Annotated in this window: 13 protein-coding genes; 3 read left to right on the forward strand and 10 right to left on the reverse strand. The window is 66.5% G+C overall.

Features of this window, described 5'->3' with window-relative positions; genetic code table 11:
• Positions 1 to 65: 65 nt before the first annotated feature.
• Positions 66 to 1,430: an MFS transporter gene (locus tag ACAM26_RS14075; RefSeq protein ID WP_132229745.1), complete on the forward strand. Its 1,365-nt coding sequence runs from the start codon at positions 66 to 68 to the stop codon at positions 1,428 to 1,430.
• Between the two features lie 18 nt (positions 1,431 to 1,448).
• On the opposite strand, the gene oadA is transcribed toward ACAM26_RS14075, so the two are convergent.
• The 3 genes from oadA to ACAM26_RS14090 form a co-directional block, all read right to left on the reverse strand.
• A complete protein-coding gene (gene oadA, locus ACAM26_RS14080; protein WP_123141616.1) occupies positions 1,449 to 3,266 on the reverse strand; it encodes a sodium-extruding oxaloacetate decarboxylase subunit alpha in 1,818 nt (605 codons plus the stop codon).
• An 81-nt stretch (positions 3,267 to 3,347) separates the two neighbouring features.
• Complete coding sequence (locus ACAM26_RS14085) at positions 3,348 to 4,766, reverse strand: acetyl-CoA carboxylase biotin carboxylase subunit (protein ID WP_123141615.1); 1,419 nt, start codon at positions 4,764 to 4,766, stop codon at positions 3,348 to 3,350.
• An 843-nt stretch (positions 4,767 to 5,609) separates the two neighbouring features.
• Entirely contained in the window at positions 5,610 to 6,578 is a 969-nt protein-coding gene (locus tag ACAM26_RS14090) for a THxN family PEP-CTERM protein (protein WP_148040316.1), read from the reverse strand.
• Positions 6,579 to 6,910: 332 nt separating this feature from the next.
• Between ACAM26_RS14090 and mfd the strand changes: the two genes are divergently transcribed.
• On the forward strand, positions 6,911 to 10,402 hold the full coding sequence (gene mfd, locus ACAM26_RS14095) for a transcription-repair coupling factor (protein WP_369613927.1): 3,492 nt from the start codon (positions 6,911 to 6,913) through the stop codon (positions 10,400 to 10,402).
• A gap of 7 nt (positions 10,403 to 10,409) precedes the next feature.
• On the opposite strand, the gene fur is transcribed toward mfd, so the two are convergent.
• Entirely contained in the window at positions 10,410 to 10,826 is a 417-nt protein-coding gene (gene fur / locus ACAM26_RS14100; RefSeq protein ID WP_062273570.1) for a ferric iron uptake transcriptional regulator, read from the reverse strand.
• A 132-nt stretch (positions 10,827 to 10,958) separates the two neighbouring features.
• Between fur and ACAM26_RS14105 the strand changes: the two genes are divergently transcribed.
• A complete protein-coding gene (locus tag ACAM26_RS14105; protein WP_062273567.1) occupies positions 10,959 to 11,450 on the forward strand; it encodes an outer membrane protein assembly factor BamE in 492 nt (163 codons plus the stop codon).
• A 13-nt stretch (positions 11,451 to 11,463) separates the two neighbouring features.
• Here ACAM26_RS14105 and ACAM26_RS14110 read toward each other — a convergent pair whose 3' ends face one another.
• The 6 genes from ACAM26_RS14110 to rlmE all read right to left on the reverse strand — a co-directional run bounded on the left by ACAM26_RS14110 (position 11,464) and on the right by rlmE (position 17,519).
• Positions 11,464 to 11,748 (reverse strand): RnfH family protein, encoded by a 285-nt coding sequence (locus ACAM26_RS14110; RefSeq protein ID WP_369613928.1) that lies wholly within the window; start codon positions 11,746 to 11,748, stop codon positions 11,464 to 11,466.
• Entirely contained in the window at positions 11,741 to 12,175 is a 435-nt protein-coding gene (locus tag ACAM26_RS14115) for a type II toxin-antitoxin system RatA family toxin (protein ID WP_123141267.1), read from the reverse strand. The genes ACAM26_RS14110 and ACAM26_RS14115 overlap by 8 nt, the downstream gene beginning before the upstream one ends.
• A 2-nt stretch (positions 12,176 to 12,177) precedes the next feature.
• Positions 12,178 to 13,560 carry a sodium-dependent transporter gene (locus tag ACAM26_RS14120; RefSeq protein ID WP_123141268.1) on the reverse strand — a complete coding sequence of 461 codons (1,383 nt, stop codon included), beginning with the start codon at positions 13,558 to 13,560 and terminating at the stop codon, positions 12,178 to 12,180.
• A gap of 12 nt (positions 13,561 to 13,572) precedes the next feature.
• On the reverse strand, positions 13,573 to 14,910 hold the full coding sequence (gene glmM / locus ACAM26_RS14125) for a phosphoglucosamine mutase (protein ID WP_123141269.1): 1,338 nt from the start codon (positions 14,908 to 14,910) through the stop codon (positions 13,573 to 13,575).
• Positions 14,911 to 16,812 (reverse strand): ATP-dependent zinc metalloprotease FtsH, encoded by a 1,902-nt coding sequence (gene ftsH / locus ACAM26_RS14130; protein ID WP_190287972.1) that lies wholly within the window; start codon positions 16,810 to 16,812, stop codon positions 14,911 to 14,913.
• Between the two features lie 86 nt (positions 16,813 to 16,898).
• The gene (rlmE, locus tag ACAM26_RS14135; protein WP_369613929.1) at positions 16,899 to 17,519 is read right to left on the reverse strand and encodes a 23S rRNA (uridine(2552)-2'-O)-methyltransferase RlmE; all 621 of its coding nucleotides are present in this window, start codon (positions 17,517 to 17,519) and stop codon (positions 16,899 to 16,901) included.
• Between the last annotated feature and the right edge of the window lie 107 nt (positions 17,520 to 17,626).

Genomic DNA, 17,626 nt, shown 5'->3' on the forward strand with positions numbered 1-17,626 from the left:
GACGTTCGCTTTCTCCCCGCCTTTGCGGTTCAATCCCCCGACCGAGACCGAGGATTGGGCCGACGATGACCGCGACGACCACCACCCCGACCGCCTCCCGCCAGCGCGCACCCGCGCGCGAGCTGTTCGGCTGGGCGATGTTCGACTTCGCCAATCAGTCCTATACGCTGCTGATCATCACCGTGGTGTTCGGCGACCTGTTCACCCGGGTGATCGTCGGGGACGCGCCGGACTATCGCATCGGTAATCTGCTGTGGAGCCTGGCGCTGGCGGCGAGCTATCTGCTGGCGGTGGTCTGCGCCCCGGTGGCCGGGGCGATCATGGACTATGACGCGAGCAAGAAGCGCTTTCTCTTCGCCAGTTATCTGGTCACCGTGCTCGCCACCGCCGCGCTCTATTTCGTCGCCCCGGGGCTTGCCTGGCTGGGGGTGGTGCTGCTGATCGTCTCCAACCTCGCCTACTCGCTCGGCGAGTCCTTCATCGCAAGCTTCCTGCCCGGGCTGGGCCCGCCCGAGGACCTCGGCAAGATCTCGGGGTTCGGCTGGGCGCTCGGCTATATCGGCGGCATGTGCTCGGCGATCTTCGTGCTGCTGGTGCTCGGCGAGGTCAGTGCCGAGAACTTCGAGCGCATCCGCTGGGTCGGTCCCTGGGCGGCGGTGTTCTTCCTGCTCGCCGCCATCCCGACCTTCCTCTGGGTGCGCGAGCGCGCGCGGCCGCGACCGCGGCCGCCCGGCCAGGGCGCGTTGCGGCTCGGTCTGGGTCGGGTGGCGCAGACCCTCGCCCACCTGCGCGGGCACCCCGACCTGGCGCTGCTGCTGGTCTCGGTGTTCTTCTCGATGAGCGGGATCTCGATCATCATCACCTACGCCTTCATCTACGGCGCCCAGGTGATCGGCTGGGACGGCGAGGTGCGCACCCTGATGTTCGTGCTGGTGCAGATCACCGCCGCGCTCGGGGCGCTGGGCTTTGGCTTCGTGCAGGATCGGCTGGGGGCGCTGCGCACCTATCGCATCACCCTGTGGATGTGGCTGGCGGCCATCGCGCTGATCTATCTCACCCCGGAGATCGCCAGCCAGGCGCAGAGCCGCTTCGGGCTCGACTGGGAGGCGCAGCACGTCTTTCTGGTGGTCGGTTGTGTGGCGGGCTTGAGTCTCGGCGCCTGTCAGTCCTCGACCCGCACCCTGGTGGGGCTGTTCGCGCCACGCTCGCGCGCGGCCGAGCTGTTCGGCTTCTGGGGGTTGGCGACCAAGCTCGCCGGGGCCTTCGGGCTGCTCGCCATCGGGCTGGTGCAGGGGCTGCTCGGGCTGCACAGCGCGATCCTGCTCTGTCTGCTGTTGTTCGCCGCCGCGCTGTTCGGCGCCCGCGGGGTGATCGAGCAGCGCGGACGGGCACTCGCCGAGGCCCACGATCGGGGCCGGGCGCCCTGGTGAGGACGCCCGGCGCCGCGATCAGGCCTCGATCGCGATCAGCACCTCGTCGGGGCTGACCGAGTCACCCTTGGCGACGAAGACCTCGGTCACGGTGCCGGCGATCGGCGCCTGGATCTCGGTCTCCATCTTCATCGCCTCGGTGATCAGCAGCGGCTGACCGGCCTCGACCCGGTCGCCCTCGGCGACCAGCACGTCGACGATGTTGCCCGGCATCGAGGTGGTGACGTGCCCGGGCGCGCTCGGACGCGGCCGCTTGCCGGCGATCTTCTGCGCCACCGCACCCTCGGCACCGCCGGTGAGCACCAGCTCGTCGAGGGTCTCGACCACCACTTCCTCGGGCACACCGTCGATGGTGAAGTAGAAGTGACGATCGGCCTGCCCCTTGTGGCCGGCGCCGGTGACCTTGATGTGATAGGTCTCGCCGTGGACCGCGACGTTGAACTCGGTCGGGGCGTTGGCCGCCGTCTCGCTCGGCGGCGGCTCGAGCGGCTCGGGCTGGAGGGTGCCGGCGGCGCGCTGCTCGAGGAAGGCGCGACCGATCTCGGGGAACATGGCGTAGGTGAGGACGTCCTCCTCACCCTCGGCGAGCGCGCCGATCTCGCCCTGCAGCCGCGCCAGCTCGGGTTCGAGCAGATCGGCCGGGCGGCAGTCGATGGCCTCGGCGTTGCCGATCGCCTGACGCTGCAACGCGGCGTCGACCGGCGCCGGGGCCTGACCGTAGCGTCCCTGGAGATAGCCCTTGACCTCGTTGGTGATGCTCTCGTAGCGCTTCTCGGTGAGCACGTTGAGCACCGCCTGGGTGCCGACGATCTGCGAGGTCGGGGTGACCAGGGGCGGATAGCCGAGATCCTTGCGGACCTTGGGGATCTCGGCGAGCACCGCCTCCATGCGATCGAGCGCGTTCTGCTCGCGCAGCTGGTTGGCGAGGTTGGAGATCATCCCGCCCGGCACCTGGTTGACCTGGACGCGGGTGTCGACCCCGGTGAAGTCGCTCTCGAACTGGTGGTACTTCTTGCGCACCTGGTGGAAGTAGATGCCGACCTCCTGGATCGCCTCCAGGTCCAGCCCGGAGTCGTACTCGGTGCCGCGCAGCGCCGCCACCAGGCTCTCGGTCGGCGGGTGGGAGGTGCCGCCGGCGAAGGCCGAGATGGCGGTATCGATGGTGTCGCAGCCGTTCTCGATCGCCTTGAGATGGCACATGTCGGCCAGCCCCGAGGTGGCGTGCGAGTGCAGGTGCAGCGGCAGCTCGACGCTGTCCTTGAGCGCCTTGACCAGCTCGGCGGTGGCGAAGGGGGTGAGCAGCCCGGCCATGTCCTTGATGGCGATCGAGTCGCAACCCATCTCGGCCAGTTCGCGTCCCATGCGCACGAAGCCCGCGGTATCGTGCGCCGGGCTGACGGTGTAGCAGATGGTGCCCTGGGCGTGCTTGCCGGCGGCCTTGGTCGCCTCGATCGCGGTCTTGAGGTTACGCAGATCGTTGAGCGCGTCGAAGATGCGGAAGACATCCATGCCGTTGGCCGCGGCACGGGTGACGAAGGCACGCACCACGTCGTCGGAGTAGTGACGGTAGCCGAGCAGGTTCTGACCGCGCAGCAACATCTGCAGCCGGGTGTTGGGCAGCGCCTCGCGCAACCGGCTCAATCGCTCCCAGGGGTCCTCCTTGAGGAAGCGCACGCAGGCGTCGAAGGTCGCCCCGCCCCAGCACTCGAGCGACCAGAACCCGATGGCGTCGAGCTTGGGGCAGATCGGTAGCATGTCCTCGGTGCGCATCCGGGTGGCGATCAGCGATTGATGGGCATCGCGCAGGATGACGTCGGTGATATTGATCTTCGGCATGGTCTCGTTCTCGGCCGGGGCTTGCCCGGCACCGTGAGGGATTGAAGCATCGCGCGGGCAGCGGCGCCCGCGCCCCGGCGGCTAGAGCCCGGCGTGTGCGGCGATCGCTGCGGCCAGTGCCGCGGCAACATCCTCGCTTCGACGCTTGGTCGAGTATTCGAGCAGCTCGGGATGCGACTCGACAAAGCTGGTATTGAAGCTTCCGGCGCGGAAATCCGGGTGACGCAGGATCTCCTGGTAGAAGGGGATGGTCGTCTTGACGCCAAACAACCCGGTATCGCGCAGTGCACGGTCGCCACGATTGATCACGTCGTCCCAGTTCAGCGCCCAGACGATGACCTTGGCAAGCATCGAATCGTAATAGGGCGGGACGGTATAACCGGTGTAGATGGCGCCATCGGTGCGCACGCCCGGCCCACCCGGGGCGTAATAACGCGAGATGCGCCCGAAGCTCGGCAGGAAGTTGTTCTTCGGGTCCTCGGCATTGACGCGGAACTGGATGGCGAAGCCGCGGCGCTGGATCTCGTGTTGGGCGAAGCGCAGCGGCAGCCCGGCGGCGATGCGGATCTGCTCCTCGACCAGGTCGACGCCGGTGATGGTCTCGGTGATGGTGTGCTCGACCTGGATGCGGGTGTTCATCTCCATGAAGTAGAAGCGCCCGTCGCTATCCTGGAGGAACTCGACCGTGCCGGCATTGGTATAGCCCACGGCGCGCGCGGCCAACACCGCCAGACCACCGACGTACTGGCGTTCGGCCTCGTCGAGCTGCGGCGAGGGGGCGATCTCGATCAGCTTCTGATTGCGCCGCTGGATGGAGCAATCGCGCTCGAACAGATGCACGCAGTGACCATGATGGTCGGCGAGCACCTGGACCTCGATGTGGCGCGGATTGACCACGCACTTCTCCATGAAGACCTCGGCACGGCCAAAGGCCTTGGTCGCCTCGGAGATCACCCGCTGGTAGTTGTGGCGCAGCGCCTCGGCGTCATCGCAACGCCGGATGCCGCGACCGCCGCCACCCGAGGTGGCCTTGAGCATCACCGGATAGCCGACACGCTCGGCGCAGGCCAGCGCCTCGTCGAGGTTGGCGAGGTTGCCATCACTGCCGGGCGTGACCGGCACCCCGGCGCGGATCATCGCCTGACGGGCCTCGGTCTTGTCGCCCATCCGTGCGATCACCTCGGCGCTCGGACCGATGAAGGTCAGCCCACGCCGGGCACAGGCAGCGGCCAGCTCCGGGTTCTCGGAGAGGAAGCCATAGCCGGGATGAATAGCATCGCAGCCGGTGGCCACGGCCAGGTTGACGATGGTGTGGACATTGAGATAACCGGCCAGCGGATCGCTGCCCAGGCTATAGGCCTCGTCGGCCTTCTTGACATGAAGCGAATGGCGATCCGCTTCGGAATAGATTGCCACCGAGCGGATGCCCATCTCGGCGCAGGCGCGAATGACACGCACCGCAATCTCTCCGCGGTTCGCGATCAGTATCTTTCGAAGCATTGGTTAGCCTCAGGAATGGCCGGTTCAGTGGACCGAGTCAGAACGGTGAGGATCGTTCGGCTGCACTTGCTGCTTTGCAGCAATATACCCAAAGGCGGTCTGGGTGCAAAGGATGCACACCGGGACACGGCACCGACGTCACCGAAAGGACGGCGTAGAAGCGATCAATTTCGCTGCACGGCGGCGCAGTTTAGCGCAACTTCATCGAATGCTGTCAAATGTGTTCAATCGCGTGCAACGTCTGACCGCACTGTCCGGAGGACGCGGAGGCACCGAAGATGCCCGCCCAACAATCGATTGATCCCGAGTTGGCGCAACCGTGATCGAGCCCGGGGTTTCACTCGTCTGTTTTACGCATAGCGCCAAGGCTTTCAAGATCCGCGCCCGCACCCCGCGGGCTGCCACGGCGCTGCTTCACTCCCATGTGACACCGGGCTCATGACAGGCGGGAAAAAGACAGGCTTGTCTGTTTTTCAGGGGTGTCCGAACAGCGATGGCAGGCGAGCGCGCCAGGCCGCCGCCACGGGGGAGACGTCACACCAGGGGTGTCGACTCTCCCTCACCGAGGTCCGTGACAACAGGAGCATGCGATGAAGACCAAGACGCTGATTCAGCTCAGCCATGTCCGAGGAGGCCCGGGCGGGTGTCAGCACGCGACGGCCCCGGCCCGACGGCGTCGGGACCGGCGAGCGCCGACACGCGGAACGACTGTTGATGGCGCCCGATCCAAAACCGGTCGATCTGCGCCATCTGATTGAAACGGCGCACACCTGCAGCGATCGCGCCGAGATCGTCGAACCCGGATCGGGGAGGACAAGCCCCGACCCGGGTCTTCGCCACGCCCTAGCGGCCGCGACGACCCAACCGACGCGACAGCCCCGCGGCAAGGAGCCCGCCGCCAATCAGCCCCAGCGGAGCCGGCAACGGCACCGACTGGACCGGCTGGGCCGCGGCCGGCGGGAACAGCGCCTCGGTGCTGACCGCGAAGGCGAACTGGAAGGTGGTCGCCTGCTCCTCGGCGGTGCGAAAGCCCTGACACCCGGCGCCCAGCCCGAGCGCGGCGCACTCCTCCTCGTGCAGGGTGGCGATCGGTGCGACCCCGCCGCTGGCATCCTGCAGCAGCAGGCTCACCAGATACTCGTTGCCATCGTAGAGGAAGGGGATATCCAGGGTCTGCACGGCGAGCAACCCGAACAGATCAGGACAGGGGTTGGTGCTGTCGCCGGCACACGTCCCCTGGTTCGCCGTTTCCTTGAAGAAGAACTCGAAGTCCAGGGTCCGGGTATCGACGCTGGCGCCACTGGCGGGCAGCTCTGGCGTCAAGGTCAGACTGGTCGCGACACGCCCCCACTCCAGGGTCGAGTAGCGCGACGAGAGCCGATTGTTCCAGTGGGTCAGGCTGGTGCCGACGCCGATCTCGGCGGCGTCATCAGCGCTGCCGTCGACGACCGTCGCGACCGAGCCGACGGCCGGGCCGCCGCCGGTCAGGTCATTGGTCACGCCATTGCCGATGGTCAAGGCGCTGCGGTTGTGATCGGCGTCGGTGCTGGGGCTACGGAAATCAGGCGTCACCGTTGTGCCCCAACACCCAAGCCAAGTATCCATACCGGAACAATAAGATCCGCTCCCCCAGGACAACTCGCTGCCGGTGACCTGAATCTCACCACTCGACCCTGAGAACCGATTATCTACGAAACGTGCATCGGCGCTGTATCCCCACTGGGTCACCACCGGTCCGGCGACCGCGTTGCCCAAGGTCCCTAGCACCAGGGCAGCCAGCGCCATCTTTTTCATCACCATTCGCTTCATCATGTTGACTCAACTCCGTTGTCTTCCTTGTGCCGGGGCGGATCCATCCTCGCGGAGCATCGTGCGCCGCACCGGGGCCATCCCGTCTCGCAACGATGGCGCGCACCCGACTCGACACTTAGAGCACGTCCCATGCCATATAAAGACAACCAACTGAAGGCTAAAAGGTTTCTTCAAAACCAGCACACCACGAGCAAAAGCGAGCACGAAAACCGTAAAAAAAACCGACGACTGCCCTGCCCGTACTCATGCAGAACGGCCCCCGCCGCCCCGTCTGCACATCCGCTCATGCTGTGCGAGAATTCCACGCTTGTCGAAATGACGAGGACCCGTTCGTGAACCAGGCCACATCCGCCACCCTGCACTCCCCGCTCGAACCACCGCTGCCCGAAGGGGCGGGTGAACGCAGGTGCTGGGGCGGGCTGCACGGGGCCGGCGCGGCGCTCGCCATCGCCACCGCCGCCAGACGTCACCCCGGACTGGTGCTGGCCCTGGCCGAGGACGTGCAGGCGGCGCGACGGCTGCACGCCGAGCTGGGCTTCTTCCTCACCGGCAGCGATCTCCCGGTGCTCGGCTTCCCCGACTGGGAGACCCTGCCCTACGACGTCTTCTCGCCCCTGCCCGAGCTGATCTCGGAGCGGCTGCTGACCCTGCACCGTCTGCCGGGGCTGACCCGTGGCGTACTGGTGGTGCCGGTGGCGACCCTGCTCCAGCGCCTGCCGCCGCGCGACTATGTCGACGCCCACTCGCTGGTGCTCGCCTGCGGCGACCGACTCGATCTCGACGCCACCCGACTGCGACTCGAACACGCCGGCTACAGCTGTATCTCGCAGGTGATGGGACACGGCGAATACGCGGTACGCGGCTCGCTGCTCGATGTCTTCCCGATGGGCGGACAGCAACCGCTGCGCATCGACCTGTTCGACGACGAGGTCGAGAGCATTCGTCTGTTCGATCCCGAGACCCAGCGCTCGCACGACCGCATCGAGCAGGTGCGGATGCTGCCGGCGCGCGAGTTCCCCTTCGACGAGCAGGCGATCGCCGGTTTCCGCAGCCGCTATCGCGCCAGCATCGAGGGCGATCCGCAACGCAGCCTGATCTATCGCGAGGTCTCGGAGGGGCGCACACCGGGCGGCATCGAGTCCTATCTGCCGCTGTTCTTCGACGACACCGCCACCCTCTTCGACTATCTGCCCGCCACCACCCTGGCGATCGAACCGGCGAGCGGTCGCGAGGCCGGCGCGGGCTTCCTCGCCACCGTCGCCGAGCGCCATGAGCAGCGTCGCCACGACGCCGAGCGCCCGCTGCTCGACCCCGCGCGGCTCTATCTCGGCGCCGACGAACTGGCCGCCGCGCTCAACCGCATGCCCGGGGTGAACTACCGCACCGCACCGTTCGACACTCGCCCCAAGGGCTATGCTGGGGTCGACAACTTCGCCACCCTCGACCTGCCAGCGCTGGAGCTGCAGGCCCGCGCCGCCGAGCCGGCGCAGGCGCTGCAGCGCTTCCTCGACACCCCGGGGCAGCGGGTGCTGCTGGTGGCCGAGAGCACCGGACGCCGCGAGCTGCTCGCCGAACAGCTGCGCGACTTCGGCATCCATGCCACCCAGGTCAGCGACTGGGGCAGCTTCGTCGCCGGCGATCTGTCGCTCGCGCTCACCGTCGCGCCGCTCGAACAGGGGTTGCGGCTCGCCGACCAGGGACTGGCGCTGATCACCGAGACCCAGATCTATGGCGAGCGGGTGCGCCAGGAGCGTCGCCGTCGCGCCCGCGAGCGCGACGGCGACGCGGTGGTGCGCAACCTCACCGAACTGACCGAGGGCGCCCCGGTGGTCCACGAGGAGCACGGCGTCGGGCGCTATCTGGGGCTGCAGACGCTCGAGGTCGGCGGCAGCAGCACCGAGTTCCTCACCCTCGGCTATGCCAAGGGCGACAAGCTCTATGTCCCGGTCAGCTCGCTGCACCTGATCTCGCGCTATACCGGCGCCACCCCCGAGCAGGCACCGCTGCACCGACTCGGCGGCGAGCAATGGGAGCGGATCAAGCGCAAGGCGGCGCAGAAGGCCTGCGACGTCGCCGCCGAACTGCTCGACGTCTACGCCCGACGCGCCGCCCGTCAGGGCGTGGCCAGTCCCGCGCCCGATACCGACTATGGCGCCTTCGCCGCCGCCTTCCCCTTCGAGGAGACCCCGGACCAGCTGCGCGCGATCGACAGCGTGCTCGCCGACATGGCCGACACCAAGCCGATGGACCGGGTGGTGTGTGGCGACGTCGGTTTCGGCAAGACCGAGGTGGCGATGCGCGCGGCCTTCGTCGCCGCCAACGGCGGGCGACAGGTGGTGGTGCTGGTGCCCACCACCCTGCTCGCCCAGCAGCACTTCGAGAACTTCTCCGACCGCTTCGCCGACTGGCCGATCAAGGTCGAGAGCCTGTCGCGCTTTCGCACCGCGCGCGAGCAGAAGCAGGTATTCGCCGGGCTGGCCGATGGCACCATCGACATCGTCGTCGGTACCCACAAGCTGCTCCAACCGGGCATCGACTTCCACGACCTGGGGCTGGTGATCGTCGACGAGGAGCATCGCTTCGGGGTGCGTCACAAGGAGCGGCTCAAACAGCTGCGTAGCGAGGTCGACATCCTCACCCTCACCGCCACGCCGATCCCGCGCACCCTCAACATGGCGATGTCGGGACTGCGCGATCTGTCGATCATCGCCACCGCGCCGGTCGAGCGCCACCCGATCAAGACCTTCGTCAGCCCGTGGAACGACGGTCTGGTGCAGGAGGCGGTACAGCGCGAGCTCAAGCGCGGCGGTCAGGTCTACTTCCTCCACAACGAGGTCGAGACCATCGAGAACCAGGCACAGAAGCTCGAGGCGCTGATCCCGAGCGCGCGCGTCCAGGTCGCCCACGGTCAGATGCGCGAGCGCGAGCTCGAACGGATCATGCGCGACTTCTACCACCAGCGCTTCAACCTGCTGGTGTGCACCACCATCGTCGAGAGCGGCATCGACGTGCCCAGCGCCAATACCATCATCATCAATCGCGCCGACAAGCTCGGCCTGGCCCAGCTCCATCAGCTGCGTGGCCGGGTCGGGCGCTCGCACCACCGCGCCTATGCCTATCTGATCACCCCGCCGACCAAGGCGATGACCCCGGACGCGATCAAGCGCCTCGAGGCGATCGAGTCGATGGAGGACCTCGGCGCGGGCTTCACCCTCGCGACCCACGACCTCGAGATCCGTGGCGCCGGCGAACTGCTCGGCGACGACCAGTCGGGACAGATCGCCGAGGTCGGCTTCTCGCTCTACATGGAGCTGCTCGAGCGCGCGGTCGAGGCGCTCAAGGCCGGGCGCACCCCGGAACTCGATCGACCGCTCAGCCACGGCGCCGAGATCGACCTCGGGGTCCCGGCGCTGCTGCCGAGCGACTACCTGCCCGACGTGCACGCCCGACTGGTGATGTACAAACGCATCGCCAGCGCCACCAGCAAGGAGGCATTGCGGGAGCTACAGGTGGAGATGATCGACCGCTTCGGGCTGCTGCCCGAACCGGCCAAGCGTTTGCTGGAGATCACCGCACTGAAGCTGCGGGTCCAGCCGTGGGGGATCGTCAAGATCGAGGTGGGGGCCGGCAGTGGCCGGATCTGCTTCGAGGACAACCCGCGGATCGATCCGGCCCGACTGATCGGGCTGATCCAGGAGCAACCCAAGGTCTATCGACTCGATGGCGGCGACACGCTCAGGTTCTATCGCGAGATGCCCGAACCCGAGCAGCGTCTGCGCCAGGTCGAACAGCTCGTCGAGCGGCTCACCGGCGAGGGCCGTTGAGCGGGCCTCAGTCCTGCGACTGACAGCCCGGGCAGACGCCGTAGATCACCAGCGAGTGGTCCTGGATACGGAAGCCCTTGTCCGCGGCGATCTGCGACTGACGCTCCTCGATCAGGGTATCGACGAACTCGACCACCTTGCCGCACTTGACGCACACCAGGTGGTCGTGATGGTCTCCGCTGTTGAGCTCGAACACCGACTGCCCGCCCTCGAAGTTGCGTCGGCACACCAGCCCGGCGCTCTCGAACTGGGTGAGCACCCGGTAGACGGTCGCCAGCCCGACCTCCTCGTCCTGGCTCAGCAACTGCTTGTAGACGTCCTCGGCACTGAGATGGCGCTTGCGGCTCTTCTCGAGGATGCCCAATATCTTGACCCGCGGGGCCGTGACCTTGAGGCCCGCACGTTTGATCTGTTGATTTTCCAAAACCGCTCTCCCCGTCTAGCCCGGGGGCGTCGGCGACCGCCCGGACTGCGTTGCTCACGCGCCGCCCGGTGATCGGGATCCGGCGCTGCTGTATCATGCCACGGTTATTCGCACAGTCATCGACGCAAAACAATGCGAAAGATTCTCACGTTTTCGATCCTCGGTTCTTTGTTGATTATCGTCGCGAGCGGTTGTTCGCGGGACAAGCGGCCCGACGAGTACCGATCCTCCATGCTGGAGAACCTGCCATTCGTCTACAAGATGACGGTGCAGCAAGGCAATATCATCACCGAGGAGATGATCGATCAGCTCCAGCCGGGCATGACCAGACGGCAGGTGCAGTACCTGCTCGGCACCCCGCTGCTGACCGATTTCTTCCATAACGATCGCTGGGATTACACCTATACCATCAAGCGTGGACACCAGCCGATGGAGATCCGCTATCTGACGCTGTACTTCGCGGAGGACAGCCTAGTGCGGATCGAAGGGGACATCAAACCCGACCCCGCCCGGGCCGAGTCACGCGAGCCCAGGGAGATCCTGGTCAAGGTGCCCGACCACGAGGGACGCAAGGGGCTGGTCGAACGCGGCCTCAAGGCCGTCGGACTGGATCCCGAGGAGTAGGCGCGACGGGCACTCAGCCCGCCCCCGCCGCGCGGCGCTTGCGCGCCGCCTTGGGGTCGGCGATCAGCGGTCGATAGATCTCGATCCGATCACCGTCCTCGAGCGCCTGATCGAGCTTGGCAAGCTTGCCGAAGACCCCCACCTTGTTGCGCGCCAGATCGATCTCGGGGAAACGCTCGAGCACCCCGGACTGATGCAGCGCCTCCTCGAGCCGGGTACCGCATGCCACCTCGATGGCACGCAGCATCTGTCCCTGCTCGCCGACATAGGCCACCGAGACCTGCAGGTAATCAGTCACGATACACCTCGTCGGCACGCTTGCAGAAGGCGTCGACCAGGGTGTTGGCGATCTGGTTGAAGACGGTGCCGAAGGCCTTGTCGATCAACCGCCCGGAGAACTCGAAGTCCAGCTCCAGCTCGACCTTGGAGGCGTCCTCGCGCAATTCGGTGAAACGCCAACCACCGACGAGCTTGCGGAAGGGACCGTCGAGCAGGTTGATGCTCATGCGCGCGGGCCGCTCGTAGCGGTTGCAGGTACTGAAGGTCTGATGGATCCCCATCCGCGACACCTCGATCTGACCGCAGATCTGCTCGGCGCTCTCCGAGATCACCCGGGCGCTCTTGCACCAGGGCAGGAACTGCGGATAGGAGCCGACATCATAGACGAGATCGAACATCTGGGCCGCGGAGTACGGCACCAGGGCGCTTTTTCTGACTGTAGCCACAACTAATCAAGACCAATCAATTTGAGGATGCCCAGGGCATTGAGCATGACGAGCATCACCGCCGTCGGCGCGACATAACGGATCAGCATCCGCCACGCCCGATAGACAAGACCTTCGCCGAGGCGCAGCTCGTCGAGTGAGGAGGCGCGAGCCATCTTCCAGCCGGCGAAGATCGCGATGAGGATCCCGCCGAGCGGCAACAGGATGTTGGCCGTGAGGAAGTCGAAGAGGTCGAGGATCCCCTTACCGAAGACGGTGAAGCCGGACCACTCGTTGAGCGAGAGCAGACAGGCGATACCGAGCAGCCAGACGGTGAGCCCGGCGAGGATCGAGGCGCGCACCCGACTGAAGCTGAGGTTCTCCACCAGCCAGGCGACCAGCGGCTCGAGCAGCGAGATCGCCGAGGTCCAGGCCGCGAACACCAACAGCACGAAGAACAGCGCGCCGAACAGCTGCCCGCCCGGCATCTCGCCGAAGGCGATCGGCAGGGTCTGGAAGATCAGTCCCGGACCACTGTCGGGCGCCAGACCGTTGGCGAACACCACCGGGAAGATCGCCAGACCGGCGAGCAGCGCGACCAGGGTATCCATCGAGGCGACGATCACCGAGTTGCGGGCGATCGAGGCGTCGCGACCGAGATAGGAGCCGTAGATCATGATCGCGCCCATGCCGAGACTGAGACTGAAGAAGGCCTGGCCCATGGCGCTGAGGATGGCCTCGCCGGCATGCCCCTTGAACTTCTCGAAGTCGGGCGCGAACAGATAGTCGACCGCCCCGGCGAAGTCACCGGCGCTAGCGGCATAGATCACCATCACCACCAGCAGCACGAACAGCGCGGGCATCAGATAGCGCACCGCCTTCTCGAGTCCACTGGCGACCCCGCGCGAGACCACCAGCACCACCATCGCCATGAAGATGGTGTGCCAGGCGAGCAGACGCTCGGCATCGCCCACCAGCGACGCGAAGATCTCGCCGGCGGCGACGCCGTCGATGCCGTTGAAGGCACCGGCGGCGGCGCGGAAGACATAGGCCAGCGCCCAGCCGGCGATGACGCTGTAGAAGGACAGGATCAGGAAGGCGGTGACGATGCCCATCCAGCCGACCACCTGCCAGCTACCGGCGCGCCCCTCCTGCGCGGTCAGGGTGCGCATGGTGTTGATCGGGCTCTGGCGTCCGCGCCGACCGAGCATGATCTCGGCCATCATGATCGGGATGCCGATGGCGGCGACGCAGATCAGATAGACCAGGACGAATGCCCCGCCACCGTACTCGCCGGCGGCATAGGGGAAACGCCAGATGTTGCCCAGACCGACGGCCGAACCGCTGGCCGCAAGGATGAAGGCGAGACGTGTGGACCACATCCCATGGATGGAAGTGACGGCCATGTGTCGAAACTCCTAAACTGCGATCTGTTCGCGTACGACGTCCGCGAGCCGCTCGCACACACGGCGCACCTGCCCCTCGTCGGTTCCCTCGACCATCACTCGCACCAGCGGCTCGGTCCCCGACATCCGCAGCAGCACCCGGCCGCCGCCGTCGAGCTCGCGCTCGGCCTCGGCGACCGCTTCGCGCACCCGCGGCAGCTCACCGAGATCCCGACGTCGGTCGAGACGCACGTTGATCAGCACCTGCGGATAACGCTCGACCTCGGCACACAGCCCGTCGAGCGAGCAGTCGAGCCGGTTGAGCGCGGCCAGCACCTGCAGTGCCGAGACGATCCCATCGCCGGTGGTGGTGCGATCGCGGCAGATGATGTGGCCCGAGGGCTCGCCGCCGAGGATGCCATCGGCCTGCTTGAGCGCCTCCATGATGTAGCGATCGCCCACCTTGGTGCGGACGAACCCGGTACCGAGCCGCGCCAGCGCATGCTCCAGACCGAGGTTGCTCATCAGCGTACCGACCACCTCGCCGCGCATCGCACCGGCCGCGAGCCTGGACTTGGCAATGATGTAGAGCAGCTGGTCGCCGTCGACCAGCTCACCTCGCGAATCGACCATCAGCACCCGGTCGCCGTCACCGTCGAAGGCGATACCGAGGTCCGCACCCTCTCGCAGCACCGCCTCGCACAGCGCCTCGGGCCGGGTCGATCCAACGTCGCGATTGATATTGAACCCATTGGGCTCGACACCCAGACGTACCACGCTGGCGCCAAGCTCCTCGAAGACATGGGGGGCGGTATTATAGGTCGCCCCGTTGGCACAATCGACGACGATTTTCAGCCCGCGGAAATTGATCGACGACGGGATGGTGCCCTTGCAGAACTCGATGTAACGACCACCGGCATCCCCCACCCGCACCACCTTGCCCAGGGCGCTGGAGTCGACCGTGCGCAGCGGCTGCTCGAGTTCGGCCTCGATCGCCGCCTCCAGGGCGTCGGGGAGCTTGTCGCCCTCGGACGAGAAGAACTTGATGCCGTTGTCCTGATAGGGATTGTGCGAGGCGGTGATGACGATCCCGGCATCGGCGCGGAAGGTGCGGGTGAGATAGGCCACCGCCGGGGTGGTCATCGGCCCGAGCAGGCGGATGTCGACCCCGGCGGCCACCAGCCCGGCCTCGAGCGCCGACTCGAACATATAGCCCGAGATGCGGGTGTCCTTGCCGATCAGGATCTTGCCGCCACCGCCATTGCCGAGTACCCGCCCGGCCGCCCAGCCGAGCTTGAGCACGAAGTCGGGGGTGACGATGCCCTCGCCGACCCGCCCACGGATGCCGTCGGTTCCGAAGTATCTACGCATTCAGTGCTCACCCGCCGGTCCGCCGACGTGCCCCTCCTCGGCCTGATTCGCAGCATCCGGTCCGGTCGGACGCTGCGGCTGATCGTCCTCCCAGTCGCGCGGAGGACGCGGCGGGCGGCCGGACATGATGTCGTCGATCTGACCCGAATCGATGGTCTCGAACTTCATCAGCGCTGCGGTCATCGCCTCGAGCTTGTCGCGATGGGTCTCGAGGATCTCGCGGGCGCGCGCATAGTTGCGCTCGATGACGTCGCGGATCTCCTCGTCGATGAGATGGCTGGTCTCGTCGGAGACGTTCTTGTGCTGGGTGACCGAGTGACCGAGGAAGACCTCCTGCTCGTCCTCGCCGTAGGTCAGCGGCCCGAGACGATCGGACAGCCCCCACTTGGTGACCATGTTGCGAGCGATCTCGGTGGCGCGCTGGATGTCGTTCTGCGCGCCGGTGGTGACACTCTCGGTACCGAACACCAGCTCCTCGGCGACACGCCCGCCGAACAGGCTCGAGATACTGCTCTCGAGCCGCTGCCTGCTGTAGCTGAAGCGATCGTCCTCGGGCAGGAACAGGGTGACGCCGAGCGCGCGACCGCGCGGGATGATGCTGACCTTGTGCACCGGGTCGTGATCGGGCACCAGTCGGCCGACGATGGCATGCCCCGACTCGTGATAGGCGGTCAACCGCTTCTCGTCCTCGGTCATCACCATCGAGCGCCGCTCGGCACCCATCATGATCTTGTCCTTGGCCTGCTCCATGTCGTCCATGTCGACGAGCTTCTTGTTGCGCCGCGCGGCGAACAGCGCCGCCTCGTTGACCAGATTGGCCAGGTCGGCACCGGAGAAGCCGGGCGTGCCGCGCGCCAGCACCGAGGCCTGGACGTCCTCGGCGGCGGGGATCTTGCGCATGTGCACCTTGAGGATCTGCTCGCGCCCGCGCACATCGGGCAGCGGCACCACCACCTGACGGTCGAAGCGGCCCGGGCGCAACAACGCCGGGTCGAGCACGTCGGGACGGTTGGTGGCGGCGATCACGATCACCCCCTCGGTGCCCTCGAAGCCGTCCATCTCGACGAGCAGCTGGTTGAGGGTCTGCTCGCGCTCGTCGTGCCCGCCGCCAAGCCCGGCGCCACGATGGCGACCGACGGCGTCGATCTCGTCGATGAAGATGATGCAGGGGGCATGCTTCTTCGCCTGCTCGAACATGTCGCGCACCCGCGAGGCGCCGACACCGACGAACATCTCGACGAAGTCCGAACCGGAGATGGTGAAGAAGGGCACCCGCGCCTCGCCGGCGATGGCACGCGCCAGCAGCGTCTTGCCGGTGCCCGGGGGGCCGACCATCAGCACGCCCTTGGGGATCTTGCCGCCGAGCTTCTGGAACTTGCCCGGATCGCGGAGGAAGTCGACCATCTCGACGACCTCTTCCTTGGCCTCCTCGGCGCCGGCGACATCCTGGAAGGTGACCTTGATCTGGTCCTCGGAGAGCATGCGCGCGCGGCTCTTGCCGAAGGACATCGCCCCACGACCACCGCCGCCGCCCTGCATCTGGCGCAGGAAGAAGATCCACAGCCCGACCAGGATCAACAGCGGGAACCAGTTGATCAGCACCTGCATCAGCACCGACTGCTGTTCGGGCGGCGCGGCCTTGATCACCACGTCATTGTTGAGCAGGTCGCCGACCAGACCGTCATCGCCCGGGCTGAAGGTGGTGAAGCGCTGCCCGGAGGCGGTCAGACCCTCGATCTGCCGACCCTGGATGGTCACCTCCTTGACGTCGCCCTGCTTGACCTGCTCGATGAAGGTCGAGTAGTCGAGCTTGCTCGAGGTCGATTGGGTGGTGGTGAAGTTGTTGAACACGGACATCAGCACGATGGCGATGACCACCCAAAGAAGTATATTTTTCGCCATGTCACTCACGGCCTGGTGCCCTTAGTCTGGTTGGTTGCCGGCGCGGCAATGTCGTCACTCAAGCCGATGAAACTAGCATCGACCGCTCAAGGATTAAAGCCTTTGGCCACCAGATAGACCTCGCGGCTCGCCGATCTGGAGGACTTCGGCTTGCGCGTGACCACCCGCGAGAAGGACTGACGCAGGGTACGCAGATAGTCGTCGAAGCCACTGCCCTGGAACACCTTGACCGCGAGCGCACCGCCGGGCTTGAGCCGGGCCCGGGCCAGTTCCAGGGCGAGTTCGACCAGATACATCACCCGCGCCTGGTCGACCACCGCGGTCCCGGTGATGTTCGGCGCCATATCCGAGAGCACCACGTCGAGCGGTGCGGCCTCGAGCGCCGCCTCGAGCTGCTCGAGCACCGCCTGCTCGCGGAAGTCGCCCTGGAAGATCTCGACGCCCGGCAACGGGTCGATCGGCAACAGGTCGAGCGCGACCACCCGCCCCTGCTTGCCGACCAGGCGCGCGGCCACCTGCGACCAGCTCCCGGGCGCGGCGCCGAGATCGACCACCCGCATCCCCGGGGCGAGCAGACGGTCGCGCTCCTGGAGTTCGAGCAGCTTGTAGGCGGCGCGCGAACGGTAACCGTCCTGCTGCGCCTGCTTGACGAAGGGGTCGCCGACGTGACGGTCGAGCCAGCGACGACTGGACTTGCTTCTTGCCATGGATCGAAAAACCGGTGGACTGGTGCGGCACGGGGGATCCGCGCGCATGGATGCGCTATTGAACCACAGCCCGGGGATGGCCGGCGCGCCCGGCCGAGCCGATCGAG

Source organism: Marichromatium sp. PS1 (assembly GCF_041155115.1).
GTDB lineage: Bacteria > Pseudomonadota > Gammaproteobacteria > Chromatiales > Chromatiaceae > Marichromatium > Marichromatium gracile.